Raw genomic sequence first — 25,682 nt, forward strand, 5'->3', positions numbered from 1 at the left:
CAAACCCAAGTGAGTACGTAAACGACAGGATGTCTTTATGCAGAACAATGCTTCAAAAACAAAAATTTGGTGTGTCGCCTTTTTATTGAGTTGCCTTTCGGTGTTGATGTGGCCGCTGCACACTTTTGCTGACAATACACCACCAAACCTCAACGAATCCACATCAACTAACCAAGTGGTTTTGCGCGTAGGTCTTCCTTCATATGACATGGTTCCTTACAGCTATCAACATAAGACTCCCTCAGGAAACCTCGTATCTGAAGGGTTGTTGATCAGTATGTTGGATCAAGTCTCGGCTAATGCAGGCTTCAAGTATCAAATTGAACTGTACCCAACCTTTAGCGCCGTGCTCAGTGCATTTGAAAGAGGTGAATTAGATCTGCTAGTCGGTGTCTCTTCAACTAAAGAGCGCCAAGAATACATGACCTTTAGTGAGCCTATGTTCTCCATAAGACGAGCGGTGATTACTCAAAATCGAAAAATAAACGATTTAGGTGAACTTACAAGCGCCAACCTTGCATTGGAGAAAGGGTTTGCACTCAATGATCTTCTTCCTAGCCTGCTTCCTGAGAGTCGAATTACAACACTAGACAGCACACAAGCGGCCTTCACTGCGATACAAGAAAATCGTGTCGATGCTTATATTGGCGATGCGCTTGCCCTTTCTGCGCTGCTACGTGAACAACCTCGAGACTCACTGACATTATCGGTACTTCCTGACCTACCCGCTGATCACTTGCACTTTGCCGTCAAAAAAGGGACCCACAAATTACTCAGCCGAATCAATTTCGCTTTAGAAGACATTAAGCAAGACTCACTACAGTCGATTTACAACCAATGGCTTGCTCCCTCTCAACACTCTATGTTGCTCGATTATGGAACACTGAACTTAACCCAAGAAGAAAAGAACTGGCTTAATAGCAACCCTAACATCCCTATTGGCACACACGCCAATTGGTACCCTTACGATTTCACTAACGAACAACAGCAACACTCTGGACTATCTGCTGATGTGTTGAATCTAATAAGCAATGTGCTTGGCGTATCATTCGAAAGTACCACTTACCTAACACCCGAAGCCGCAGAGGTCGCGTTCAATAATGGTGAGACTATGGTGTTGACCAACATCACACCAACCACAGATAAAGCTCGATACATGGACTTCACTCAAGCCTACAGCTCTGAACCATGGGTGCTTTTAAGTCGCTCTGATCGATTAGGCAACTTTGCGCCAAGTGGAACCGAAGCCATCGCTGTGATTGAAAACTCTGGAGGTACAACGGTACTCCCTTCTCTCTGCCTGACTTGCCAACCCGTCCCTTACATTAATCATGTCAGCGCTTTTCAAGCATTACAAAAAGACGAAATCAGTTTTGTGCTCGCCTCGCTTCATCGTGCAGCCCCGCTATTGCACCAAGACTACGTTGGGCAATTTAAAATCACCGGCACCATCAACGAACAAAACAGCGCACCGCTGGCTCTCGCGGTTAACTTCCGCCACCCCATGCTGCTGAGCATTCTCAATAAGGCCATTAGTGCGCTACCTGCCAATGAATTAGAGCGCTTGGAGAACAAATGGCTGACCTATGAATATCAAGAAGGCTTGTCGCCACGTGAAGTGGCTAAATGGTCTGCGATCATTGGCGTTGGGATCTTTGTGGTCATTTTCGTGATCGTATTTTGGAACCGCAAAATGGCGGCTGAAATCGAGCAGCGAAAGGTCGCTGAGCAGAGAGCAAAAGCAGCAGAAGCCCATTTGCAAACCCTGGCCGACAACATTGATGGGGTTGTGCTTAAACACATTCAAACACACCCTCAACAGCCTTTAGATATCCGGTTTAGCTTCGTCAGTGCAGGTGTAGCCGATATGTTCGGCTTATCTGTTGATAGCGTAAAAGAGCATCCTCAACGTCTTTTTGAGCTTATCTCGAAGGATGGCTTGCCACAGTTTAAAACCAGCATGCTCGATGCTATTGAATCCGGGCATTGGGAAAATGAACAGCAAGTGCAGTTAGAATCAGGTGAAGCGAAATGGGTGAAATTTAATAGCCAAATATCGAGCGGCCAAGCCATTGAGTGGAACACGGTAATAACAGATATCACCTTGCTTAAAAAACAACAGCAAGCTTTAGATAATGCTCGTCAAAAAGCAGAAAGTGCAACAGCCGCTAAGTCGCAATTCTTAGCGACCATTAGCCACGAGGTTCGCACCCCAATCAGTGGGATCTTGGGGCTGTTGGAGTTAATGCAGGAACATCAGCTGAGTGAGGAGTTACTGAACTTACACGGAGGATTGAATCAATCGGCTCGTAACTTACTGCACATCGTCAATGATGTACTCGATTACTCCAAAATTGAAGCTGGAAAATTAGAGCTTAACCCGACTGAAATTGAGCTTGGCAAAGTACTCGCGCGTATCGTGCAACCGCAATCCATTCATGCTCAACAAAAAGGATTAGCCTTCCACTATTGGCAAGACCCAAGCCTTGCTCAGTGGTTGTTCGCAGACGATATACGACTCCATCAGATTCTCAACAACTTCCTCAATAATGCAATTAAGTTCACCGAACACGGGACTATTTCGTTGCATGTTGATGTAATTGAACAGAACGAACATCAGCAGAGAATTAGCCTCACCGTTTCAGACACGGGCATTGGCATCCCGAAAGACAGACAACAAAGTTTATTCCAGCCTTTTGAACAAGCCGACAAAACCACCAGCCGCCGCTTTGGTGGCACAGGGCTTGGACTGTCTATCGCTTTGAAGTTGATTAAACAGATGGATGGCAATATAGAACTGTCGAGTGAAGAAGGAAAAGGCAGCCACTTTACGGTTACCGTTACCCTCCCGACTTGTACTCCTGAACATGCGGTTAGCAATGCTTTGGCTCTATCAAAAACTCTGATTTCCACTTCGGAAACTGAGAACCCTATTGAGCCAGATGTCGGTAATCACTCACACGAGGTATATGTTGTCGGCTACGTTCTGCAGCAAGAAGAGTTGTGTCGATATCTGAAACACCTCGGCCTTGAACCAAAAGTTCTGCACATTAATCAAAAGCACCTACTCAAAGAGATGGTCATCAAACATCAGCCAAAACACATCTTTGTGGCGATGTCTGTGTGGCAGCAACTGGCGATTACCGATGCTTGGATTCAACAACATACGAGATCAACGCGCTTCACTGTGATCAACCAAAACCCAATGCTCTCACCTGAGCCTTTAGGTAACTCTTGGTGCTTGTCGGTGAATCCGCTGCTACCCGACAACCTTGTGCATGTTCTAACGAAACCCGTCAGTCACGACAATCTAATCTCACCATCGGACTGCGAAGCTGAAGCACCGACCGCTACAGAGACTCGCGAACAAGCAGAGAGCAATGGTAGGCTGATTCTGGTCGCGGAAGATCATCCCATCAATCAACAAGTGATCTCCAAGCAGCTTGAGTGTATTGGTGTCCACGCCGATATTGTCGATAACGGTGTACTCGCACTTAATGCCTTAAAAGATAAGCGTTATGGGCTACTTCTTACCGATTGCCATATGCCTGAGATGGATGGGTATACGCTCGCGTCGAGCATTCGTCAGATAGAGCAACGCAGCGAGGAGCTCGATCAAGAAACTCAAAGGTTGCCTATTGTCGCGTTAACGGCAAATGCCGTACAAGGTGAGGATGCTAACTGTTATGCACACGGCATGGATGACTTCTTAGTTAAGCCTGTGTCCATTAAGCAAATGAAGCTGACCATTGAGAAGTGGTTGCCCGCTATAAACGACTCCTTCCCAGCGCCTGAAAACGATATTTCTGATGCAGAAAAACCAAGCTCGCACAGTCAGGACACAAGCTCTGCGTCAAGTTCTTTGCCTGCGGACCAAGAAGCCAATGAGTTTTCGATGCTGTTCCAAGACATTGAACAGAGCTTTGCGGAAGTGGAGAACAGTAACCCATCAGAGTCTAGCCAAGAGGTTACTCCTACTAGCCCTCAAGATTGGTTCAGGTATGCCAACAATCAAGTTATCGACTACGCTGCGCTCTACGATCTATTTGAAGATCACGAGGTGGTAATGACCTTACTCGATGAGTTTGCCGCAAGCTTTATTGAAGATAATGAACGGATAAAAACATATTGGGCGAGCAAGGAATACAAGGAACTAAAAACCACAGCACACCGACTTAAAGGCGCTGCGAAAATGGTGGCATGTGACATGATTGCCTCGCCGCTAGCCAACATTGAGGCACAGGCAAATGATCTGGTTATCGAAGCGATTAGCCTAGAGCAAGTCGAATCAAAAATTGAAGCGTCAATCGAGGAAGTGAATTCCACATTTGAACGATTTACTGAGGAAATAAACCAACTACGTCAGACAAAAGAAAAGGCTTACTCTTATGAGTAAGCCTTATAAATCATTGCGTCAATACAGACAACTCTCGCTGAATTACGCAGCGGGAGCATTACTCACAAGAATTTCGCGAATAGACTTAAGCGTCGCTTCCGTTGAATGGTAATCCAATTCAACTTCACTAAAGATGCCGTTCACTTCAAGCATTAAGGTCGGGTAAGAAAATACACCCATCGCTTCTTTAAAGCCTAATTGGTCATCTAACTCACTTTCCAATAACTTACTAGAAAGGTCATTTTCAAATTGTTGAACATTCATACCTAGCTCTTCAGCCAACTGCAAATGCGTATCTTGGCTATGGGGCAGCATCGCACGAAGGTAGTAAGCATGTTGAATCGCTTCAAGCATCGCTTCGTAGTGGTCTTGAAAACCTGCAGCAATCACGGCGCGGCACGCAGGGTAAGTACTACGAACGGGTTGACACTCAGTCCAAAACTCATGGTTAAACTCAGTACCTAGCTTAGCTTCGATCTGCTTCCAGATCGCTTGCAACTTGCCTTTCATCTCTTCTGACATTGGTTCATCAGAATCCGGGGCCAAACCACCCACTACATAGTTAAACTCAATGCTCGCAGGCAATTGTTGTTTCAATAACTCAAGTGTTGGCTTGTAACCCCAACACCAGCTGCACATTGGATCATGCACATAATGAAGTTTTACGTTCATTGTTCATTCCTTATCGAGTCAATGATTCGATCAATTCAAACAAAAAAGGAGCCTAATTAAGGCCCCTCATTTCAACTATTCAGCGCAAAGGCTAGAACTTATTCAGCGTCATCGCCAGCAACTTTAGCCGCTGCTTCTTTGATGATTGGCTGAAGTTCGCCTTTTTGGAACATCTCAAGAATGATGTCACAACCACCGATTAGCTCACCTTCAACCCAAAGTTGTGGGAAAGTTGGCCATTGTGCGTAAGCAGGAAGCTCTGCACGGATATCAGGGTTTTGTAGGATATCTACGTAAGCAAATTTTTCGCCACATGCCATTAGAGCTTGAGACGCTTGAGAAGAGAAACCACAGCTAGGTAGCTTAGGAGAACCTTTCATGTACAGTAGAATAGTGTTTTCTTCAATTTGCTGTTTGATTTTATCGATAGTTTCCATTGCTTCCTCGTTAATGGATTACGGCTTTTATTGCCTTTATTCTACCCCAAACTAAAAGAATAAAAACCATATAAAAAAAGCGGTTAACAAGCTAAGCTAACAATTCACACAAAAGTAATGAAATAAGCTTTTAATAAAGTAAAAACTTGCTAAACTATATCGCAAGTCAGCAAATTGACCATGGTTGGCAGTATAGCGAGCCATGAATAATAATATCACTGGAAGCAATCGAAAGAGTTAACTCTTTCATATCAATGGAGAATTGAGCAATGGCATTTGAACTACCGGCTCTTCCTTACGCGAAAGACGCGCTAGAACCACACATCTCAGCAGAAACGCTAGATTTCCACCACGGTAAGCACCACAACACTTACGTTGTTAAGCTAAACGGTCTTATCCCAGGTACTGAGTTTGAAGGCAAAACACTAGAAGAGATCGTTAAGACTTCTACTGGTGGTGTTTTCAATAACGCTGCTCAAATCTGGAACCACACGTTCTACTGGCACTGTCTTGCTCCTAAAGCAGGCGGCGAACCAACTGGCGCTGTTGCAGAAGCTATCAACGCTGCATTCGGTTCTTTCGAAGAATTCAAAGCGAAATTCACTGATTCAGCAATCAACAACTTCGGTTCTTCTTGGACTTGGTTAGTTAAGAAAGCTGACGGTTCTCTAGACATCGTTAACACTTCTAACGCTGCTACTCCTCTAACAGAAGAAGGTGTTACTCCACTTCTAACTGTTGACCTATGGGAACACGCTTACTACATCGATTTCCGCAATGTTCGCCCTGACTACATGGCTGCATTCTGGAACCTAGTAAACTGGCCTTTCGTAGAAGAGAACCTAGCTAAGTAATTATTACTTACGCTGCGCTATTTATAGCGAGTTATCTATTGAAAGCTCATGCCTCGGCGTGGGCTTTTTTGTATCTGTCGTATTCCACAAAATCTAGGCATTTCGTAACAAATCCGCCAATAGCGCTTACTTCTCGCCCTATTGATGCGTTCTTCACCACCCTGCATAAATTCTCTACTCGCCTGTAATTAAAAACTAAAGTTTGCCGACTCCATGCCGTTAAAAGTGTATCCAATGAGAGGCAGCATGCAAATACATACTTTAGACAAAGCAGGAATCATCAACGAACTGAAGTTCGGCATCGGGATCAGCCAAGCGGTTGAGCAAGGTCGCCGTGCAGATTTCGCGTTGCTGCTATCTATGTTTTCTAATGATGTCCGTGATTGTACGCCAATTGACACCATTGAAATCACAGAGACAAATGAAGATCGCCTGCGCAAACAATTTGGCGTAGCAGAACCTCAACAACTGCGTTCAAACCAATCTTCGTATGAGATTTCAGCTCAGCAATCTAATCATTTTCATCAAGCTAGCCTTGCCAGCGCCAAGCTCAGCCATTACTTGAAACCTGAAGCGCTTGCCTTCATGCCTGAAGATACGGCCGACTTACCCGAAGATGTTTACCAAAACCTTTCTGGTCATGACCGACGCAAGCTCGCAAACAAGCATTTACCTGATTTGCCACATGCTACGCTCTACAATGAGCTAACCACCGCGCAACGTCAGTATCAAATTCAAGCTCAAGTTTAGCGGTCACCTACCTTTCCCTTTTTCGCTGTCTATCCATAGCTATTCTTCGACTAACTCGCACACTTCAAAGCATTCACACGAATGATATGAACCACTAGCCTTAGGCAACCTAAAAACACCAGATGTCGGTTACCGCTTGAAGTTACTACAAAATGTGACGTGCCACTAAGTTCATAAAAACTTATTAATTGGCGCACCTTAGTTTGAACCAATTCACACCCATTGTATGAAATTTAACCCATCCTTATCCGACATGGACGATTTGTTTAGGTACTGGGATGGAAATAAAAAGCTCAATCATATTGGTGACATCTGCCGGCTCGCGACTAGGAGGGACGATAGCGAACCACTTTGTTAACCTTGGAGCCACCGTCATCCTTTGTGATAAAGACACGGAAGCACTTCAGGCAACGTATCTACAGTGTGCCCGCTTTTCTGACTCGGTTTACCACTACACGCTCAAAGGCAATGACAGCCAAGCGATCCTGAGCGTATATGATTTTATTCAAACCACCTTCAACACGACACCCGATGTGCTGGTCAATAACTGGATAAGCTCCCCTATGCCAAGTCTGATTGGCGATCAACCTGTGAGTAGCTTTATTAATGATCTCTCATCGATGGCATCGACCCTGTTCGCATTTGGGCAAATCAGTGCTGAGAGATTGCGAGAAGAAGATAAAGAAGGCGTGATTGTGAATGTGATATCTCATGATGACTTTCACGATGTGTCCGGCTTAGAGAGTGCAAACTCAATGATCACTGGCTTTACCCATAGTTGGGCGAAAGAGCTAACTCCCTTTGGTATTCGAGTCGGTGGTGTTGTTCCCGCCGTTCATAACTCCGATGGCAAGCTCAACCGATGTCACTGGGCTCAGCTGCAAGACGAGCTGACCCGAACCACTGAATACATTGTCTCGAATGACTACTTCAGTGGGCGAGTTGTCGCAGCTGAGGTTTAACTCCCTATTCCAATTGAACATGACTGGCTCAGCTCATATTAAGTAGCAGAGCTATTGCCTTTCAATCCGTTTTACAAACTAACCAAACATAAAAAAAGCCCCAGTCTCTCGACTGGGGCTTTCATCTTTTCCCGATAGATAAGTATCGTGCTAGCGAAAACTTATCTCAAAACTAATGCTTACTTATTATGCGTTAGCTTTTTCTTTTTTAGCTTTTGGCGCTTTCGCTTCAGCTGGCTTTTGGTCTGCTTTCTTAAGGATAACTGTAGTACCTTCGAAAGTTTCGCCTTCAACGTATGGTTGGCCGAAGTAAGAAGTTGTTAGCACTTCTTTTAGCTCAGTGATTAGAGGGTAACGTGGGTTAGCACCTGTACACTGGTCATCGAACGCTTCAACAGCTAGCTCGTCTAGTTTAGCGATGAAGTCAGACTCGTTAACACCCGCAGCTTGGATAGATAGTGGGATGTCTAGGTCAACTTTAAGCTCTTCTAACCAAGTCAGTAGACGTTCAATCTTCTGAGCAGTACGGTCACCAGCTTGGCTTAGGCCTAGGTGGTCAGCAACTTCAGCGTAACGACGACGTGCTTGTGGACGGTCGTACTGAGAGAATGCAGTCTGCTTAGTTGGGTTATCGTTCGCGTTGTAACGTACAACGTTTGAGATAAGTAATGCGTTAGCAAGACCGTGTGGTAAGTGGAACTCAGCACCAATTTTGTGAGCCATTGAGTGACACACACCTAGGAATGCGTTCGCAAATGCTACACCAGCGATAGTTGCTGCGTTGTGTACTTTCTCACGAGCGATTGGGTCAGCCGCACCATTTTTGTAGCTAGATGGTAGGTATTCTTTAAGCATCTTAAGTGCTTGAAGAGCTTGACCGTCTGAGTACTCGTTCGCTAGAACAGATACGTAAGCTTCAAGAGCGTGAGTTACTGCATCGTAACCACCGAACGCTGTTAGAGACTTAGGCATGTTCATTACTAGGTTCGCATCAACGATAGCCATGTTTGGCGTGATTTCGTAATCAGCTAGTGGGTATTTAGCACCAGTCTTGTCGTCTGTAACAACAGCGAATGGAGTAACCTCTGAACCTGTACCTGAAGTTGTAGTGATACATACAAGCTCAGCTTTTTGACCCATTTTAGGGAACTTGTAGATACGTTTACGGATGTCCATAAAGCGCATTGCTAGTTCTTCGAAGTGAGTTTCTGGGTGCTCGTACATAACCCACATGATCTTAGCAGCATCCATTGGAGAACCGCCACCTAGAGCAAGGATTACGTCAGGTTGGAAGCTCTTCATTGCTTCAGCGCCTTTCTCAACAACAGATAGCGTTGGATCCGCTTCTACGTCGAAGAAAGTTTGAACTTCGATGCCTTGTGCTTTAAGCAGGCTAACTACGTCATCTGCGTAACCGTTATTGAATAGGAAACGGTCAGTTACTAGGAATGCGCGTTTCTTACCTTCTAGGTCGCTCATTGCGATTGGAAGGCTACCACGACGGAAGTAGATAGACTTAGGTAGTTTGTGCCACAACATGTTTTCAGCTCGCTTCGCTACAGTTTTCTTGTTGATAAGGTGCTTAGGACCTACGTTCTCAGAGATAGAGTTACCACCCCATGAACCACAACCTAGAGTTAGAGAAGGTGCAACGTTGAAGTTGTACAGGTCACCGATACCACCGTGAGTAGTCGGGATGTTGATTAGGATACGAGCAGTCTTCATCTTGTCACCGAAGTAACGGATGCGGTCTGCGTTAGTATCTTGGTTAGTGTAAAGACCAGATGTGTGACCGATACCACCGATTTCAACCATAGTTACCGCTTGAGCAACTGCGTCTTCGAAGTCGTCTGCGCGGAATAGACCTAGAGTTGGAGATAGTTTCTCGTGAGCGAATTCGTCATCGTAAGAAACTTTACCAAGACCTTCACCTACAAGTACTTTTGTATCAGCAGGAACTTTAACACCAGCCATTTCAGCGATTGCTGGAGCAGGTTGACCTACGATTTTAGCGTTTAGGTTGCCGTCGATAAGCAGAACTTTACGTACTTTATCAGCGTCAGCTTTAGATAGAACGTGAGCTTTGTGAGAAGCGAAACGCTCTTTCACTTCGTCGTATACTTCACCAACAACGATTGCAGCTTGCTCAGAAGCACATACTACGCCGTTATCGAAAGTCTTAGACATAAGGATAGATGCTACAGCACGTTTGATGTCAGCTGTTTCATCGATAACTACAGGAACGTTACCAGCACCAACACCGATAGCAGGCTTACCAGAAGAGTATGCTGCTTTAACCATGCCTGGACCACCAGTAGCAAGGATAAGTGCGATACCGTCGTGCTTCATAAGCGCGTTAGAAAGCTCTACAGATGGTTGGTCGATCCAACCGATGATGTCTCTTGGAGCACCAGCTGCAACAGCTGCGTCTAGAACCAGTTTCGCTGCGTCGTTAGTTGAGTTCTTTGCACGTGGGTGTGGCGAGAAGATGATGCCGTTACGTGTCTTAAGAGAAATTAGAGATTTGAAGATTGCTGTAGAAGTTGGGTTCGTTGTTGGAACGATACCACAGATGATACCTACAGGCTCAGCGATAGTCATTGTGCCTAGGTTGTCATCTTCTTCTAAGATGCCACATGTTTTTTCGTCTTTGTATTTGTTGTAGATAAATTCAGATGCAAAGTGGTTTTTGATAACCTTATCTTCAACAATACCCATTCCAGATTCAGCAACTGCTTGTTGAGCAAGTGGAATACGAGCGTGGTTAGCAGCAAGAGAAGCTGCGCGGAAGATTGCGTCTACTTTCTCTTGAGAGAATGTTGCAAACTCTTCTTGTGCTGCTTTAACGCGAGCTACTAGAGCATCAAGTTCCGCTAAGTTAGTTACAGGCATGGTGGATCTCCTAAAATAATAAATATTAAAAACTTTTTATTAAATTCGCTGCTTGCCTTTAACCTTAAACATCAGCGTTCTTAGTAAATTGCTTTCAGGGCTGAGTATATTATTTCACAGTGTGAAAAAAATTGACCCAGATCAGTTACCCAAAAAGAATTAACCAGAAAGTAGTAAGGCAATCGCAAAAATGAACTTAAGAGCATGATTTATATAGATTAAACTCACACTTTTCGTTCGCGCAAAAAACAAGCAAACAGACAACTTTTTTCTACATAGCGTAATAAACTGTAAAAAAGTTTCATTTTTAGTCCGTTAAATTACATGTATACAGCTATATTCGTGCTACTGAGAGTATATCCATACCGTTGCACGGGCTAGATTCTGACATAATTTTTATTAATTTCGTGCGTGGGTTAACAGTTACTCAATAAGAAGTTACAAAATGAAACACTACCGACTAGCTTGCAACAAGCCTAAAACAAAAGTGAGATTCAATTAGTTTTTCTAAAAAGAATCACCCGTTTCAAGTTAGTTTTTTTCATTCGTGAAAATGTAGTTTGTCCCTTACATTACGCGCCTAGACTATTCACAGATCAACCCTTCAACCTTAAAGTACGCTAACTGGAGATCGCTCTCATGCAAGGCTTAGAACTCGCAATCTTTATGCAATTCTTCCTTGGGCTTGTTGCTGCCGTAAACCCTATCGGCATCATGCCTGTTTTTGTTTCTCTTACTGCTCATATGCCGCCAGAAGAGAGGAACAGGACAGCCTTACAAGCAAACATTGCTGTTGCCGTGATCTTGATTGTGTCACTTGTTGCGGGGCAAATGCTGCTTGATATGTTCAGCATTTCACTAGACTCATTTCGTGTGGCAGGTGGTTTGTTATTACTGAGCATCGCGTTCTCGATGATGAGCGGTAAACTCGGTGAAGATAAGCAGAACAAACAAGAGAAATCTGAATACATCAGCAAAGAGCAAATTGGCGTTGTTCCACTTGCTATGCCGCTAATGGCAGGCCCAGGTGCAATCAGTTCGACGATTGTTTACGGGTCTCGCTACCCTGCTGCTATTGATACGGTCGGCATCGGCATTAGTATCATCGCATTCGCAACATGCTCTTGGCTTTTGTTCCGTTCAGCGCCAGTTATCGTTCGCTTTTTAGGTCAAACGGGTATCAACGTGATCACTCGTATCATGGGCCTAATTCTTGGCGCATTGGGCATCGAGTTCATCGCCAATGGCCTACGTAATCTGTTCCCAGGTTTGGCATAACGTTTAACGACATTTCGGTTGCTCTATAAAGGGCAACAATATTGATATATAGATGAGGCGAGTAAAGCAATTGGGCTTTCACTCGCCTCGTTATTATGAAGCTTGTATAATGGCTGTTAATGCATTTAACAGAAGACGAACCTCTCCTTATGTCACGCAAGCCACTCAAGCATCATTTGTACGTCATTATCTTTGGTACTCACACGCCAGCCGGACGTGCATTTGATATATCTCTGATCGTTGCAATCTTGGCTTCGCTGTTGGTTCTGATCTTAGAATCCATCCCTAATGTGATGACCGAATGGTCACAACAGCTGCGTTATATCGAATACACCTTCACTGCGCTCTTCACTCTTGAGTATTTGTTAAGGCTCTATTGCTCTCCAAAACCAAAATCTTACGCCACCAGCTTTTATGGTGTCGTTGACCTATTGGCGATTCTTCCGACCTACCTAGCGATCATCTTCCCAGGCGCTTCATTTATGGGTGTGGTGAGACTGTTGCGTGTGATGCGTATCTTCCGAATCCTAAAGCTGGTTCGCTACCTGCAAGATTCCAATATTCTGTTGCGCTCACTATTAATGGCACGACGAAAGATACTGATCTTCTTTAGCACCGTCGGCATCTTGGTGGTTATCTTTGGCGCACTGATCTTTGTTATTGAAGGTCCTGACAATGGCTTCACCAGTATTCCTCACAGTATCTACTGGGCGATCGTGACTATCACTACGGTCGGTTATGGTGACATGGTGCCGCAGACCGCGCTTGGTAAAGCCATAGCCTCACTGACCATGTTATTGGGTTACTCTATCTTAGCGGTGCCAACCGGGATCATTACTGCAGAACTCAGTAATGAGATGAACTCGCACAAAGAGTTGGTAAAGTGTCCGAACTGTAACCGGGCGGGCCATGATTCGGACGCGATGTATTGCAAGCACTGTGCTAGCGAATTAGCGGATCCAGACAAGCGTGTCGTCACCGACGAGACCGAATAAAAACCAAAAAAAGAGCTCCTAAGAGCTCTTTTTTTGTTAACTATCTAACTAAAGCAACTAACAGCCATTTGTGAAAACTTCCACTTGGTAGCCATCATTGGCTTCCATTGCGGCCGTGTATTTCACATAGCATTGGGTCTTCTCGATAGCGGTATTGAAGTCATTAGGAAGAACGTCTGACAAATATTCCGATCGGGTAATCAGCCATAGGTCTGGGTCGCTCACTGGACCATTATTATGCGCTGCCCATGTCCATTCAGTCGTCAGGTCATGAAACCCTGAATCAATCGCTAAAAAGTTTTCCATTCCCCCTTTTTCAACCGCGGGGTAACCAAACTTCACTCGCCCATACTCAGGAATCAAATATGATTCTTGGTCTTCCATACCTTCCACGGCGGCTTTTTCAAACGCCAAATCAGCCGCAGTATGGACAGATGCTCCCAACCCTTCCATAACCGAAGCCCTAGCATCATGTTGTATGTTTAAAAACCTAGGTGCTGCAACAACCGCTAAAACACCAATAATGACGATAACAACAATCAACTCGATAAGAGTAAAACCTTTAAGGTTTGCTTTCATTTTCTAGCTCCAACTTTAAGACGCACGAAAGGTAAGGTTTTAAAGTCAGGCTTCTGTCATCAGAAACAAAAAAAGCGCCCTAAGGCGCTTCTTCGTTAATTATTCTCAAAAATGAGGCAGTTACGCTTTCTCAGCAAGGATAATGCGTAGAGTACGACGTAGTGGTTCTGCAGCACCCCAAAGTAGTTGGTCACCAACCGTGAAGGCGTTTAGGAAGTCGTTACCCATCGACATCTTACGCAGACGACCGACAGGTACAGACATTGTGCCTGTTACTTTCGCTGGTGTTAGCTCCTGTGCCGTGATGTCGCGGTCATTAGGAATCACTTTAACCCAATCATTGTGCGTTGCGATGATCTCTTCGATCTCGTCCATTGGCACGTCTTGCTTAAGCTTAATCGTTAGCGCTTGAGCGTGACAACGCATTGCACCGATTCGTACACAAGTACCATCAATTGGGATTGGCTGACCATCTAGACCAAGAATCTTGTTTGCTTCAACACCCGCTTTCCACTCTTCTTTGCTCTGACCGTTTTCACGCTTCACATCGATCCAAGGAATCAGTGAGCCCGCAAGCGGAGCACCAAATTGGTCTGTTGGGAATGAAGATGAACGAATCGTATCAGCCACTTTCTTATCGATATCAAGAATTGAACTTGAAGGGTTCGCTAACTCAGAACTTACGCTGTCGTTAATCACCCCCATTTGTGAGATCAGTTCACGCATGTTCTTAGCACCCGCACCAGAAGCTGCTTGGTAAGTCATGGCACTCATCCACTCAACCATGCCTTTCTCGTACAGACCACCTAGAGCCATAAGCATTAAGCTCACAGTACAGTTACCGCCAACGAATGTGTTGGTGCCGCTGTGAATGCCTTGCTGGATTTGAGCCAGGTTAACAGGATCAAGAGTGATGATTGAATCAGGATCCATACGCAGAGTAGAAGCTGCATCAATCCAGTAACCTTTCCAACCTGCTTGACGCAGTGCTGGGTATACTTTTGATGTGTAATCGCCGCCTTGACAGGTAATCACAGCATCAAGCTGTTTTAGGCTATCAATATCAAAAGCGTCTTGAAGTAGACCCGCATCTTTACCACCTAAAACAGGGGCAGGAATACCAATCTGAGATGTGCTGTAATAAACAGGCTCAATCAAGTCGAAGTCTTTCTCTTCAACCATACGTTGCATCAGTACAGAACCAACCATACCGCGCCAACCAACTAGACCTACTCTCATCGCTCACTCTCCATGTATAAATTAAAAATTGCTCTCCCCCATCTATAAGTTTTTCAGAAACAGAACTCAAGTGCTTTTTGTCAAAAAGTGTAACTTTTTCGTTTCTTTTAAGTGAACGTAATGAATCGTGCAGTTATCTCTGTATCGACATTCCATCTCCACCTCATTGATTAAGCGCTCATTATCGTCAGATTCAAACATTTACATCGCCAAAATCGATTCAATCGACGCTCATCACAAACAGTAAATCCCTCTTTTAAACCAAGGTTAATCAGAGTTTTATTTTACAAAACGAAAACAACGTGCGACAGATTTCAACATGTAACAATCATGAATGTAACAAAAATTTAGATTATGAAACCACAATTGATTGAGTTAACAGTCAAATATCACAACTTGGGTGTATTTTTTCGATATAATAAACTAATTACTGTAGTGTCCGTTTTGCACCACACACTATAACGAAGCACTATAAATGCTCGAAATCACAAGAGGCTTTTATGAAGCAGAGTAAAACTCGCCTACCGAACCTATTGCAGGTATTCATCGCGTTAGGACTATTTCTATCCCTTGCTTTTTCCTTTACTGCAAAGCTTGACCTTCCAATTCAACTTGCCTTGTATATTGGCTGGTTCATTATCATGGTTCTTGGTATTCGTCTTGGACACCAATACAAAGACTTAGAAAAAGCAGCACTCAAAGGAATATCCAATGGCTTAGGCGCGGTTTTAATACTTTTAGCCGTTGGCGCTCTTGTTGGTACTTGGATCTCAGGCGGGATCGTACCTACTATCATTTACTATGGTCTGAAAGCTATCCACCCTTCTATCTTCCTTTTAGCGACCATGATCATCTGTTCTCTAACTGCATTGGCGACCGGTACTTCTTGGGGCGCTGCGGGTACAGCAGGTATCGCGATGATGGGTATCGGCCAAGGTCTAGGTGTTCCAGCGCCGATTACTGCAGGTGCCGTGCTGTCAGGTTGTTACTTCGGTGACAAGATGTCTCCGCTTTCTGATTCAGTGATTCTGGCTTCTTCAATGTCTGGTGTTGAAGTGGTTGAACACATCAAGGGCATGTTGCCAGTTGCGTTAATCAGTTACGTGATTACAGGCATCATGTTCACTGCGTTTGGTTTCCACTACGCGGGCAACGTTGACATGAGCCAAGTAGATTCTGTCATCAAAGCAATGGAAGTTCAGTTCTACATCACGCCTTACTCATTCGTTCCGGTACTTATCGTACTTGGTCTGTTGGCTTTCCGTATGCCTTCATTCCCGGTCATCAGCTTTGGTTCTCTGCTGGGTATTATCTGGGCAGTCATGATCCAAGATATCGACTTCCTAACGGCATTCAACACTGCTTGGGCACCGTTCTCAATCTCATCTGGCGTCGAGTTTATTGATTCGATTCTTAACCGTGGTGGCATGTCTTCAATGCTAGGTTCAGTTGCGGTTATCGTATTTGGTCTAGGTTTCGGTGGCTTACTGGATAAAGTTGGCGTGCTAGAGACAATTGCTAAAGTGTTTGAGCGCCGCGTAAATAGCGCAGGCTCACTAGCGACGAGCACAATTGGTACGGCTTTCATGGGTAACGTATTCGGTTCTGCAATGTACGTATCGTTAATCCTTACGCCAAAAATCTGTGCGAAAAACTACGACCGTTTAGGCTACAAGCGTAAGAATCTATCTCGTAATGCTGAGTTTGGTGGCACGCTAACGTCGGGTATGGTTCCGTGGAGTGATAACGGTATCTACATGGCGAGTATTCTTGGTGTTGCGACGCTGTCTTACGCACCCTTCATGTGGTTAAGCTTCATTTGTATCATCGTGACTATTGTGACGTCTTACATGGGTTGGTTCGTTGATAAGTGTGAACCAACAGCACCTGCGTTTGAAGCTGAAGAAGCGACCGAGTTAAACAAGCAACAAGCTTAAGTTTAGGAGCTAACGCTTTCGAACTAACTCAAAACGTTAATGGATAAATGCAAAAAGAGCGCCCTAGAGCGCTCTTTTTTGATCTGCAGATTTGTCTATTTATTACTGGTTCGTTTACCCAACCAGTAACCGATGCCTAACGGTGCAAAGAACACTACTAAGATAAACAGGATGAAGTAGATAATCACACCTTTGATTAACTCCATTAGCTTATCAATCGCCAGTACCACCACCTCTTGAGAGACGCGATCAAGGTCTTGCGTGAACAGTTCTCTTTCTGAAGTCACAATGCCAGCAATCTCGATGCGCTCTTTGGCAATCATCTCTACTAGCGCTTCTCTCTCACGTGTCACCATTTTTTCTAATGCCACACGCTCTTCAGTGAGCATTGCTAATTTTTGGTCTGTCTTGTCGCTCAGGTCGTTGAGCAATGGCTGCATTTCTGTCGACATAATAGAAGCCAGTGTTTGCATGTATTCCGGGTTGTTCTCAATGAAGTCTTGCATGCTTGCTGATGTTTGACGAAGGCTTTCCAGCGTCATCGATAGGTCTTCACCCGTTAGCGAGCTATTCAATGCAACCAGCTCCGCCTTCCACGACATCAGTTTCGGTGTCTGGTCTGCCATAAGGCTTAAACGATCAGATGCGTCACTCATGGCTTCTGGCATGGTGCCTAAGCTCTGGACGATTTGCGATTCGTCTTTACCAAGGTAACTTAGCCATTCACGGTAAGCAGGTGTGCTTCTGAATGTGAGGTCTTTAAATGGGTGGCTAGCAGCAAACTGAGCAACGAACGCTTTGCTGCTTTTGAAATCACTCGAACTCAATACACCCTTTGCCAGTTTCTCGGCTTCTTGGTCAAGAAAACGAGCAGTCTCTAGCGCATCATCCGTGGCGAACAGATCCGCACCATCGCCTTGGCTATAAAACTGATTCATTTGGGCAGTGAAAACCCACGAGTCAATTAATGCAGACATAGGGGAAGTTTGGTAAGCCGCTTGTTGTAAGCCCTGCTCTGCATGGATCTTCCAAAGCAACACATAAGACTGATGTAAGGTGTCATCAGCAGGGTAAGATTGCGCGATAAGAGCGGCCGAGTCTTCTACTCGAGTAAAGAACATCTTGGCGTATTCACGCGTCATGATCCGAGCATTTAACTCTTGTTGAGTGAGAGGCGTCGTTTGACTATCTAACTTAACTTCTAAGAGAGAACAACCACTTAGCACAATGCTAAGCACCAACACCATCCAACTTCGACTCGAAACTCGTAACATATAAACCTCTGACAAAGACTAAGGGCGCGGATTGTATGAGCGCTTCGTCAGAGTATTGTCAAAAATCCTGTAAAAGTTAACGCTGACTGTCTAAATATTCATGAGCAGAATCCACAGAGGCTTTTATGGCCTGCTCTAGTTCAGCCAAATCATGTTCACTTATCGCTCTGGACTGCTTCATTGTCATTTCAATACTTGCGGCAATGATGGCTAACCGAGACGCTTTAATACTGCCAGCCACGCCTTTTAAGCTATGTACAATGCGAGCCGCGGAGGTTTCATCTTTGGTCAGCAAAGACTTAAACTTCTCGTAGTCTCCTGCGTGGTCTTGTACAAACACACCAAGTAAGAGTTCGACAGATTCAGCATCACCATCGAGCGTTTCTAACATGTCTTCAATATCAATCGCAGGCTTTGAATCTGTGACACTGGCAATGTGTTTCTCTACTACTGGCGCCTGTTCAGGGACTTGCTGAATAGAGTCTTGCGGTACAACGGGTTGGCTTGTAACGTTAACGCTCTGCGGAGGTTGAGAGTCGGAAGACTGGCGCGTTGGCCTGTTCTCGGATACATAAGCGTCACTATCTGCTTGTTTCACTGCTGAGGAAACAACATCGCTATAAGAAGCGTCTTCCTTACTTGAATTAATTTCTAGTTCAGAGCTGAGTTCTTGGTCTGCTTCTTTCATCGTTTTTGTGGACCTAACGCCCCAAAACACTATCCCGCTCATCGCCACCAAGCTTAAACCTAGCATCACCAACAATAGGTTGAATTGACGATCATGGAACTCAGCTTCGAGTTTTATGATCTGCTCATTCACTGAGTTTTTCTTAATCTTATCAACCAAATAGTTAAGCTGAGCATAATCACTCAACAATGCTGAAGCATCAGCCAGTAACTGCTGGAGTGCATCTTGCTCTTCGGTTTCTAGAGAATAAGATTTGTCCAAAATGGAATCAAAGGCGCGATAAGTCGCTGACGAACTTTGATTGTCAGAATACATGGCTTCAAATACCACAACACCGAATTCGTTGAGGAGTGGTTTGAGCTTAGGGGAAAGCTCTTTATCAGCACGCAAGATCTTAATGTTATCAACGATGTCTTGAACTTGGCTTTCTATTGGAATGAACTCATCGAACTTTTCTAGGAACTGATCAGCTACGTACAACAGTTGGTTCACATCGGGTCGAAACAAGGCGTGTTGGAAATCAGATTCAATCTGCAGTCGGATCGAATAAACCAACTGAGCATCGAGTGCGAGATCATTGATACGAGAGACTCGAAGCGGTTCTGAGAAATAAAGCGATTGCCTCAACTCGTTGACTCGAATACCGAGCTCTTCGATTTGAGCAAGAGAATTGGTGTAGGAACGGCTTAGATTAAGAAGAGCCAATGAAGGAAGTAACCACAGAGCCAAGAGCACAACCAAGAAGGTGGCTGGTTTTTTAAAGCGTTTGGGCTTTGCTACTGATTGTTCCATCTATATTCCTTGTGCGTGTTAACTTGAAGCCATGACCGTAGCTAAAAGATTAAGCACAAAATAAGCGACAACGTCCTGCTGCCGCTTTTATCCGTTAACTTCGGACTATGACTTATTGCGAGTCAGTTGGTCACGTAAGTTCGGTGGAGTGCCTTTAATCGTTAGCGTGTCTGTCTCCGGATCGTAAAAGATACGTTCGCCTAGAAGCAGACTATCAAAACTAACATTCAAACCGCCACCAGCACCAACAAATTTTGTTAGTTTACGCATAGTTGCGCGATCGGCTGGGAAGCTGTCTTCTAACTCGTAGCCTTGCTCACTAGTATAGTCAAAGAAGCTTGTGCCATCTGTGCTTGCTGGCAACTCACCAGAAAGTTCACGAACTTGCACTTCATCGCCCGCTTTAAGCTGCTCGTTACAGTAATCCGCAACCTGCTTTTTGTAACTGATCGCTTCTTCTTTCTCTAATTTAGAGTCAGAAACGAAATCTTCTACCGCTTGCATCAGTACTTGGTTTTGCTGTTTCGCATCCAAACCGACTTCAGCTTGTAAGAAATCTAAGAAGAAATCCGCGACTTTACGGCCAACACGTCCTTTAATATAAGTTAAGTAACGGTTTGACTCTTTATCAGTCTCATAAGTTGAAAGGTCTAGGCGAGCCGCGATATCCATTTTTGAGATATCAAGGTAGTCCGTCGCACTAATATCAAGCCCTTCAGTTACCTTTAGGCTTTGGTTTGAAGGCAATAAACCAATGAAAAGGTAATCTGTTGCAAGTGACTGATATTCAGCCATTACCAAGATACCTTCGTCAGCGAATGGGTACTTTGATAGTTCGTCTTTTAGACGTTGCGCACTCTTTTGAGAAAAATCGTAAAAGTTTGTCTCACCAGCACGAAGTTGATGCAACCACTGCTGGAATTCGCTGTCAGATTTGAAAGAACCAAACCCTTTGCCTGCTTTTGAATTAAAAACACGGTGAAGTTCAGCAACTAGGCTTTCAGATGAAGCATCGTTTTCTAGAGATTCAGCACGATAGTTAACAATCAGCTCATCCTGATCGTTCTTGCTCAGCTGGTGTAAAATTACGTTGGAAAGGTGAAGGCTCATAGTGAAAATATTACCGTTCAGGTTTCAGTTGTCGTGCATAGTAGGTTATCATAAGCCGCTTTTACTATCATTATTAGAGTCCTTATGCCGATTATATCTAAATACACAGATGATCAAGTTGAAAAAATCCTAGCTGAAGTAGGTGCTGTACTATCTAAGCACAAAGCTTCGCCAGAACTTTCACTGATGATCGCTGGAAATATCGCAACCAATGTCTTAAATCAGAATGTTGCTGCTTCACAACGCAAAGGAATTGCTGAAAAATTTGCCGAGGCTTTAATTTCTTCTCTTGAAGATAAAAAGTCTCACTAAATTTGATTGACGGATAAAAGAATTATAAATGGTAGACAGCGCAAACTCATATAGCGATCGTGTATCTCGACTGGTTGGTTGGGGTCACTGGTTTGCATTTTTCAACATCATTGCTGCGATGTTGATTGGTACTCGTTATATTACTCAATCTGCTTGGCCAGAAACCTTGCTAGGTCAATTCTATTTGGCTGCATCGTGGGTTGGTCATTTTGGCTTTTTAGTGTTCGCGCTCTATCTATTAGTGCTGTTCCCGCTCACTTTTGTTCTTCCGTCGAGGAAGTTATTACGTTTGGTTGCCGTTATCTTCGCGACCATAGGTTTAACTGTCCTGTTGATTGATACCCAAACGTATCAAAATATAAACCTCCACCTGACGCCTGTCGTGTGGGAGGTTTTATTCAGTGGAGAGGAATCTGCATTCACGTCTGATTTGCAGCACCTCTTCATTGTTATGCCATTTATCTTCTTACTACAGCTTGGTCTGTCTGAGTGGGTTTGGCGTAAGCAGCGTAAACTCTCTCATAAACACATTGGCCGTCCGATTACTGCCGTCTTCTTCCTGTGTTTCATCAGCAGCCACTTGACCTACATGTGGGCTGATGCGTATTTCTATAACCCAATTACTAGCCAGAAAGCGAACTTCCCACTGTCTTACCCAATGACAGCGAAAAGCTTTATGGAAAAACATGGTCTATTAGACCGTGAAGAGTACCTTGAGCGTTTAGAAGCGAACAAAGAGAACGTAAACCTAGTTAGCTACCCGCTAGAAAAAATTCAATACAACCGCCGCAGTGATGATCTTAATATCCTGATGGTGAGTGTGAACAACCTTCGCTCTGACGCACTTAATGCGACAGCGATGCCAAACAGCTATGCCTACGCGCAACAGTCGATCAACTTCACCAACCACTACAGTTCAAGTAACGATATGTTTGGTATTTTCGGCTTGTTCTACGGCCTACCGAGCAGCTACGCAAGCAGCATCGAAGCTCAAGGGTCAAGCGCAGTATTGCTCGATGTTTTAGATAATCACGATTACAAGTTTGCTGCTTTCAGTGGCGATAACTTTAGCGATGCACTTTACTCGGATATTATCTTCCGAGGCCGTGATGTGATGCCAGAGCAAGCAACTTATGATGACCAGAGTGCAATAAAAGCTTGGTCTGACTGGATTCAATCACCGCAAGCTAAACGCCCTTGGTTTAACTTTATTGAATTGACCACACTGGATAACTTCGCCAGCTACGATTCAAGTTCAGAGTCAGACTCAACGTTAACGACAGCAGAGCGTTTTGCAGCAGATTATCAAAAGTCTGCGACAGCGGCCGATGCTCAGTTAGCAACTATATACGCTGAACTGGAACGCTTAGAGCTCGCCGACAACACAGTGGTTATCATTACCTCCAACCACGGTACTGAGTTTAACGAAACCAAAACCAACAGCTGGGGTGCAAACTCCAACTACAGTCGTTATCAGTTACAGGTGCCACTGTTTATTAGCTGGCCTGGAAAGTCTGCTTCTGAATACACCCACCGTTCTAGTCACCTAGACGTATCAGTAACACTGATGCAAGAGCTATTGGGTGTATCTTCGAACCCAACAGATTTCAGTAGTGGTCGCAGCCTGTTTAATGAACGTAACAGAAAGTGGATTCTCGCGGGCGACTCTCGTGAACTTGCGCTTGTTACTGATCAACAAACAACGGTGCTAGATAAATTTGGTAACTACAAATTGTACGACCAGAATTACAAGCGCCTGAAAAACGTAAGCCCTCGCTTACCTGTATTGATGCAAGGCCTGACTGAGCTACAGCGTTTCTACACAAAAAATGACTAAATAATCAGCAAACAGAAAAGGGAAGCCAATGGCTTCCCTTTTTTAATGCCGTGAATGATTAGAAAACAAGCAACAAAACAAAATTATGAAAATTAAGGGTTTACAAGATCCTCCACCCCTTATATTATTCACGCCACTGGAGGGATGGCTGAGTGGTCGAAAGCACCGGTCTTGAAAACCGGCAACCGTTAATAGCGGTTCTAGGGTTCAAATCCCTATCCCTCCACCACATTAAAGAAAGCCGCTGAGAAATCAGCGGCTTTTTGCATCTGAAGCTTATCTAAAATATAAAGCTCATCTAACAAAACTCTCTACAGTCCCAGTTTCAAACTCATTCACTTTATACCTAGTTTTAAATTCCAAGCTCACCGTTCTAAACTACAAGTTCATGCGCCTAAGCTACTCCCCTCATAACTTTGCCTGCAAGCCAATTAGATACTTTCTTTTTTAATGACACTGAAACACTTCACGTATAACACAAGTTGGGAATACTTGGCTTGTTGAATATTAGATTTTGTCTGCCTCTTAATAAGCCGAACAATAAATAACCATTCAGAACAAAAACACCAAAAAGCGTTCATAAAAAAAGCAGTCAGTTAATAAGGGTATTTACAAGCGAAAGCCACCCTTATATTATACGCGCCATTGGAGGGATGGCTGAGTGGTCGAAAGCACCGGTCTTGAAAACCGGCAACCGTTAATAGCGGTTCTAGGGTTCAAATCCCTATCCCTCCACCACATTAAAGAAAGCCGCTGAGAAATCAGCGGCTTTTTTGTATCTGAAGAAAACTTAGCTTAGACGGTCAGCTATTAACTGCTAATGCTGCTTTCAAAAGCTGCATGTGAATCGGTACCAGATCTTGGTGCTGAGTACGATAACCTCCCCCAACAACACACGCCATTGGAATAGACTCTGATTTCGCTAATTCAATCATGAAACAGTCGCGTTCAAATATCCCTTGTGTCGAGACATTCAAATAACCCAGTTCATCGTCTTGATGGATATCGATCCCCGCATCATAAATAATCAGATCAGGTTGATGGTGAGCAATCGCTAACTTAGTGACTTGTTCAAAACAACGTAAGAACTCTGCATCTTCTGTTTCACGACTTAACGGCACATCTAAATCGGATAGTGGCTTTCGTGCAGGGAAGTTTTTATCGCAGTGGAACGACAGAGTAATGATGTCGTCGTTCTCTTGGCAAAGAGTTGCTGTGCCATCACCATGATGAACATCGCTGTCAACGATCAACACTTTATCGATATGTTCAAAGGTCAGCGCGTGTTTTGCCGCTAAAACCAAATCGTTCAACAAACAAAAACCACTGCCAAAATCATGATGCGCGTGATGATAACCACCACTCAAATGAATCGCTAAACCAGTCTCTATTGCCATTTCAGCGGCCAAGCAGGTTCCACCACTTGAGTAGAGTGTCCTTTCGATAAGTTGCTCACTCCACGGGAAACCGATACGTCTCATCTTTGCTGCAGGCAAATTACCAGACACGAGCAAATCGACATATTCGCTATCGTGTACCTGTTTTACTTGCTCAACCGAAACTGGCGTTGGCTGGCACACTTCAAACTTGCTCTTCCATCGAGGTTCACTATCCATCAGCGCCTCAACAGCACTATGCAACAACTGGTATTTGTTGATTGGGTAGCGATGACCTTGTGGTAAAGGTAACTGCGAATAGATTGGGTGGTAAATTAAAGGAATCATAATCAGGCTAATTGCGTATCTTTCTCAAAATCATAACAGTCTCAGACTTGGCGACAACCTGAATTGGTGATAATGATTATTGTTACCATTAAATAGATAATAGAGACAACAATGAAAAACGTAATACTCATCTTTAGGGTGATCTGCGGCTCAGCGGCAGCAGTAATGATTTTTGTAGGAATGCTAATGGCCAGTTGGTGGAGCGTTGATTTTCTCGTGTTAAGCCATCAAACTTAACTAATTGAACTGAAAAGGAATCACCATGAGCGTTATTTTTATTACTGGAGCTAACCGCGGCATTGGCTTAAGTCTGACTCAACAATACTTGGAAGGTAACCACAATGTGTATGCGACTTATCGTGATACCCATTCAGCAAAAGAACTGCTCTCACTCGCAGACCACAACACCAACCTTACCTGCATTCAATTAGAGATAACCGATTACCAAGCAGTAAGCCAACTCCCTTCGCAAATAGAGTCGATTGATATCTTGATCAACAACGCAGGCTACTATGGCCCTAAAGGCTATGGACTGGGTAATACCGATGTTGAAGAGTGGCGTCGTGTATTCGAAGTCAACACGATTGCCCCACTGAAGCTTGTCGAAACGTTATTGCCTCTACTAAAAGACAGTCATATCAAAAAGGTCGCTTGTTTATCCTCTAGAGTCGGTAGCATGTCAGAGAACACTACAGGCGGCGGTTATATCTATCGCTCCTCTAAAGCCGCTCTAAACTCCGTGGTAAAGAGCCTAAGCAACGACTTAACCGATAATGGCTTTACAGTGTTGGCGCTACACCCTGGTTGGGTGCAGACTGAAATGGGTGGTCCTAATGCTCTGATCGACACCGACACCTCAGCTTCCGGCCTAATTAAAGTCATCGAGTCAGCGAATACCGAAGTAAGTGGTCACTTCTTCAATTTCGATGGCAGCGAAATAAACTGGTAATCCAC

19 protein-coding genes and 2 tRNA genes are annotated in these 25,682 nt (G+C 44.3%); 12 read left to right on the plus strand and 9 right to left on the minus strand.

The genetic code is table 11. The annotated features are described in order from the left end of the window. The first annotated feature begins 37 nt into the window (after positions 1-37). Positions 38-4,396, plus strand: coding sequence for a transporter substrate-binding domain-containing protein (locus HRQ85_RS13330; RefSeq protein WP_172379826.1), 4,359 nt, complete (start codon positions 38-40; stop codon positions 4,394-4,396). A 42-nt stretch (positions 4,397-4,438) separates the two neighbouring features. Here the strand turns inward: HRQ85_RS13330 and HRQ85_RS13335 are convergent, their stop codons facing one another. Both HRQ85_RS13335 and HRQ85_RS13340 read right to left on the minus strand, forming a co-directional pair. After that, positions 4,439-5,068, minus strand: a complete 630-nt coding sequence (locus HRQ85_RS13335; protein ID WP_048610518.1) for a DsbA family protein — start codon at positions 5,066-5,068, stop codon at positions 4,439-4,441. A 98-nt stretch (positions 5,069-5,166) separates the two neighbouring features. Then, positions 5,167-5,505 carry a Grx4 family monothiol glutaredoxin gene (locus HRQ85_RS13340; protein WP_004741702.1) on the minus strand — a complete coding sequence of 113 codons (339 nt, stop codon included), beginning with the start codon at positions 5,503-5,505 and terminating at the stop codon, positions 5,167-5,169. Between the two features lie 269 nt (positions 5,506-5,774). On the opposite strand from HRQ85_RS13340, the gene sodB reads away from it, so the two are divergent. The 3 genes from sodB (at position 5,775) to HRQ85_RS13355 (ending at position 8,071) form a co-directional block, all read left to right on the plus strand. Next, the gene (gene sodB, locus HRQ85_RS13345) at positions 5,775-6,359 is read left to right on the plus strand and encodes a superoxide dismutase [Fe] (protein WP_172379827.1); all 585 of its coding nucleotides are present in this window, start codon (positions 5,775-5,777) and stop codon (positions 6,357-6,359) included. Positions 6,360-6,605: 246 nt separating this feature from the next. After that, positions 6,606-7,109 carry a VC2046/SO_2500 family protein gene (locus tag HRQ85_RS13350; RefSeq protein ID WP_301540143.1) on the plus strand — a complete coding sequence of 168 codons (504 nt, stop codon included), beginning with the start codon at positions 6,606-6,608 and terminating at the stop codon, positions 7,107-7,109. A gap of 278 nt (positions 7,110-7,387) precedes the next feature. Then, the gene (locus tag HRQ85_RS13355) at positions 7,388-8,071 is read left to right on the plus strand and encodes an SDR family oxidoreductase (protein ID WP_048611559.1); all 684 of its coding nucleotides are present in this window, start codon (positions 7,388-7,390) and stop codon (positions 8,069-8,071) included. A gap of 186 nt (positions 8,072-8,257) precedes the next feature. On the opposite strand, the gene adhE is transcribed toward HRQ85_RS13355, so the two are convergent. Next, a complete protein-coding gene (gene adhE / locus HRQ85_RS13360) occupies positions 8,258-10,963 on the minus strand; it encodes a bifunctional acetaldehyde-CoA/alcohol dehydrogenase (protein ID WP_017056490.1) in 2,706 nt (901 codons plus the stop codon). Positions 10,964-11,602: 639 nt separating this feature from the next. On the opposite strand from adhE, the gene HRQ85_RS13365 reads away from it, so the two are divergent. Further along, positions 11,603-12,241 (plus strand): YchE family NAAT transporter, encoded by a 639-nt coding sequence (locus tag HRQ85_RS13365; protein ID WP_004734056.1) that lies wholly within the window; start codon positions 11,603-11,605, stop codon positions 12,239-12,241. A 149-nt stretch (positions 12,242-12,390) separates the two neighbouring features. Further along, complete coding sequence (locus HRQ85_RS13370) at positions 12,391-13,236, plus strand: ion transporter (protein ID WP_048610604.1); 846 nt, start codon at positions 12,391-12,393, stop codon at positions 13,234-13,236. 57 nt (positions 13,237-13,293) lie between these two features. Here the strand turns inward: HRQ85_RS13370 and HRQ85_RS13375 are convergent, their stop codons facing one another. Further along, complete coding sequence (locus HRQ85_RS13375; RefSeq protein ID WP_172379829.1) at positions 13,294-13,815, minus strand: prepilin-type N-terminal cleavage/methylation domain-containing protein; 522 nt, start codon at positions 13,813-13,815, stop codon at positions 13,294-13,296. Between the two features lie 120 nt (positions 13,816-13,935). Beyond that, the gene (gene asd / locus HRQ85_RS13380) at positions 13,936-15,054 is read right to left on the minus strand and encodes an aspartate-semialdehyde dehydrogenase (protein WP_172379830.1); all 1,119 of its coding nucleotides are present in this window, start codon (positions 15,052-15,054) and stop codon (positions 13,936-13,938) included. A 500-nt stretch (positions 15,055-15,554) separates the two neighbouring features. On the opposite strand from asd, the gene nhaC reads away from it, so the two are divergent. Further along, the gene (gene nhaC / locus HRQ85_RS13385; protein WP_050620900.1) at positions 15,555-16,991 is read left to right on the plus strand and encodes a Na+/H+ antiporter NhaC; all 1,437 of its coding nucleotides are present in this window, start codon (positions 15,555-15,557) and stop codon (positions 16,989-16,991) included. A 95-nt stretch (positions 16,992-17,086) separates the two neighbouring features. Here nhaC and HRQ85_RS13390 read toward each other — a convergent pair whose 3' ends face one another. The 3 genes from HRQ85_RS13390 to yejK all read right to left on the minus strand — a co-directional run bounded on the left by HRQ85_RS13390 (position 17,087) and on the right by yejK (position 20,855). Then, positions 17,087-18,265 (minus strand): chemotaxis protein, encoded by a 1,179-nt coding sequence (locus tag HRQ85_RS13390; RefSeq protein ID WP_172379831.1) that lies wholly within the window; start codon positions 18,263-18,265, stop codon positions 17,087-17,089. A gap of 76 nt (positions 18,266-18,341) precedes the next feature. Further along, positions 18,342-19,745 carry an Hpt domain-containing protein gene (locus HRQ85_RS13395; RefSeq protein ID WP_172379832.1) on the minus strand — a complete coding sequence of 468 codons (1,404 nt, stop codon included), beginning with the start codon at positions 19,743-19,745 and terminating at the stop codon, positions 18,342-18,344. 105 nt (positions 19,746-19,850) lie between these two features. Continuing rightward, a complete protein-coding gene (gene yejK, locus HRQ85_RS13400; protein ID WP_017061190.1) occupies positions 19,851-20,855 on the minus strand; it encodes a nucleoid-associated protein YejK in 1,005 nt (334 codons plus the stop codon). 84 nt (positions 20,856-20,939) lie between these two features. On the opposite strand from yejK, the gene HRQ85_RS13405 reads away from it, so the two are divergent. From HRQ85_RS13405 to HRQ85_RS13420, 4 genes are all read left to right on the plus strand, one after another. Then, entirely contained in the window at positions 20,940-21,167 is a 228-nt protein-coding gene (locus HRQ85_RS13405; RefSeq protein ID WP_017068253.1) for a YejL family protein, read from the plus strand. A 28-nt stretch (positions 21,168-21,195) separates the two neighbouring features. Further along, entirely contained in the window at positions 21,196-23,004 is a 1,809-nt protein-coding gene (locus HRQ85_RS13410; RefSeq protein WP_172379833.1) for a DUF3413 domain-containing protein, read from the plus strand. Between the two features lie 138 nt (positions 23,005-23,142). After that, positions 23,143-23,233 (plus strand) — tRNA-Ser (locus HRQ85_RS13415). Between the two features lie 418 nt (positions 23,234-23,651). Then, positions 23,652-23,742, plus strand: a tRNA-Ser gene (locus HRQ85_RS13420). A 65-nt stretch (positions 23,743-23,807) separates the two neighbouring features. Here the strand turns inward: HRQ85_RS13420 and HRQ85_RS13425 are convergent. Beyond that, on the minus strand, positions 23,808-24,728 hold the full coding sequence (locus tag HRQ85_RS13425; RefSeq protein WP_172379834.1) for a histone deacetylase family protein: 921 nt from the start codon (positions 24,726-24,728) through the stop codon (positions 23,808-23,810). A gap of 262 nt (positions 24,729-24,990) precedes the next feature. On the opposite strand from HRQ85_RS13425, the gene HRQ85_RS13430 reads away from it, so the two are divergent. Continuing rightward, a complete protein-coding gene (locus tag HRQ85_RS13430; protein ID WP_172379835.1) occupies positions 24,991-25,677 on the plus strand; it encodes an SDR family oxidoreductase in 687 nt (228 codons plus the stop codon). Positions 25,678-25,682: the final 5 nt, after the last annotated feature.

The organism is Vibrio sp. Vb339 (assembly GCF_902751245.1).
Taxonomy (GTDB): Bacteria; Pseudomonadota; Gammaproteobacteria; order Enterobacterales; family Vibrionaceae; genus Vibrio; species Vibrio coralliirubri.

Excerpts from the sequence above, each read along its gene's own strand:
- HRQ85_RS13330 (WP_172379826.1), top strand. The coding sequence starts at position 38 with ATGCAGAACAATGCTTCAAAAACAAAAATTTGGTGTGTCGCCTTTTTA.
- HRQ85_RS13335 (WP_048610518.1), bottom strand. The coding sequence starts at position 5,068 with ATGAACGTAAAACTTCATTATGTGCATGATCCAATGTGCAGCTGGTGT.
- HRQ85_RS13340 (WP_004741702.1), bottom strand. The coding sequence starts at position 5,505 with ATGGAAACTATCGATAAAATCAAACAGCAAATTGAAGAAAACACTATT.
- sodB (WP_172379827.1), top strand. The coding sequence starts at position 5,775 with ATGGCATTTGAACTACCGGCTCTTCCTTACGCGAAAGACGCGCTAGAA.
- HRQ85_RS13350 (WP_301540143.1), top strand. The coding sequence starts at position 6,606 with ATGCAAATACATACTTTAGACAAAGCAGGAATCATCAACGAACTGAAG.
- HRQ85_RS13355 (WP_048611559.1), top strand. The coding sequence starts at position 7,388 with ATGGAAATAAAAAGCTCAATCATATTGGTGACATCTGCCGGCTCGCGA.
- adhE (WP_017056490.1), bottom strand. The coding sequence starts at position 10,963 with ATGCCTGTAACTAACTTAGCGGAACTTGATGCTCTAGTAGCTCGCGTT.
- HRQ85_RS13365 (WP_004734056.1), top strand. The coding sequence starts at position 11,603 with ATGCAAGGCTTAGAACTCGCAATCTTTATGCAATTCTTCCTTGGGCTT.
- HRQ85_RS13370 (WP_048610604.1), top strand. The coding sequence starts at position 12,391 with ATGTCACGCAAGCCACTCAAGCATCATTTGTACGTCATTATCTTTGGT.
- HRQ85_RS13375 (WP_172379829.1), bottom strand. The coding sequence starts at position 13,815 with ATGAAAGCAAACCTTAAAGGTTTTACTCTTATCGAGTTGATTGTTGTT.
- asd (WP_172379830.1), bottom strand. The coding sequence starts at position 15,054 with ATGAGAGTAGGTCTAGTTGGTTGGCGCGGTATGGTTGGTTCTGTACTG.
- nhaC (WP_050620900.1), top strand. The coding sequence starts at position 15,555 with ATGAAGCAGAGTAAAACTCGCCTACCGAACCTATTGCAGGTATTCATC.
- HRQ85_RS13390 (WP_172379831.1), bottom strand. The coding sequence starts at position 18,265 with ATGTTACGAGTTTCGAGTCGAAGTTGGATGGTGTTGGTGCTTAGCATT.
- HRQ85_RS13395 (WP_172379832.1), bottom strand. The coding sequence starts at position 19,745 with ATGGAACAATCAGTAGCAAAGCCCAAACGCTTTAAAAAACCAGCCACC.
- yejK (WP_017061190.1), bottom strand. The coding sequence starts at position 20,855 with ATGAGCCTTCACCTTTCCAACGTAATTTTACACCAGCTGAGCAAGAAC.
- HRQ85_RS13405 (WP_017068253.1), top strand. The coding sequence starts at position 20,940 with ATGCCGATTATATCTAAATACACAGATGATCAAGTTGAAAAAATCCTA.
- HRQ85_RS13410 (WP_172379833.1), top strand. The coding sequence starts at position 21,196 with ATGGTAGACAGCGCAAACTCATATAGCGATCGTGTATCTCGACTGGTT.
- HRQ85_RS13425 (WP_172379834.1), bottom strand. The coding sequence starts at position 24,728 with ATGATTCCTTTAATTTACCACCCAATCTATTCGCAGTTACCTTTACCA.
- HRQ85_RS13430 (WP_172379835.1), top strand. The coding sequence starts at position 24,991 with ATGAGCGTTATTTTTATTACTGGAGCTAACCGCGGCATTGGCTTAAGT.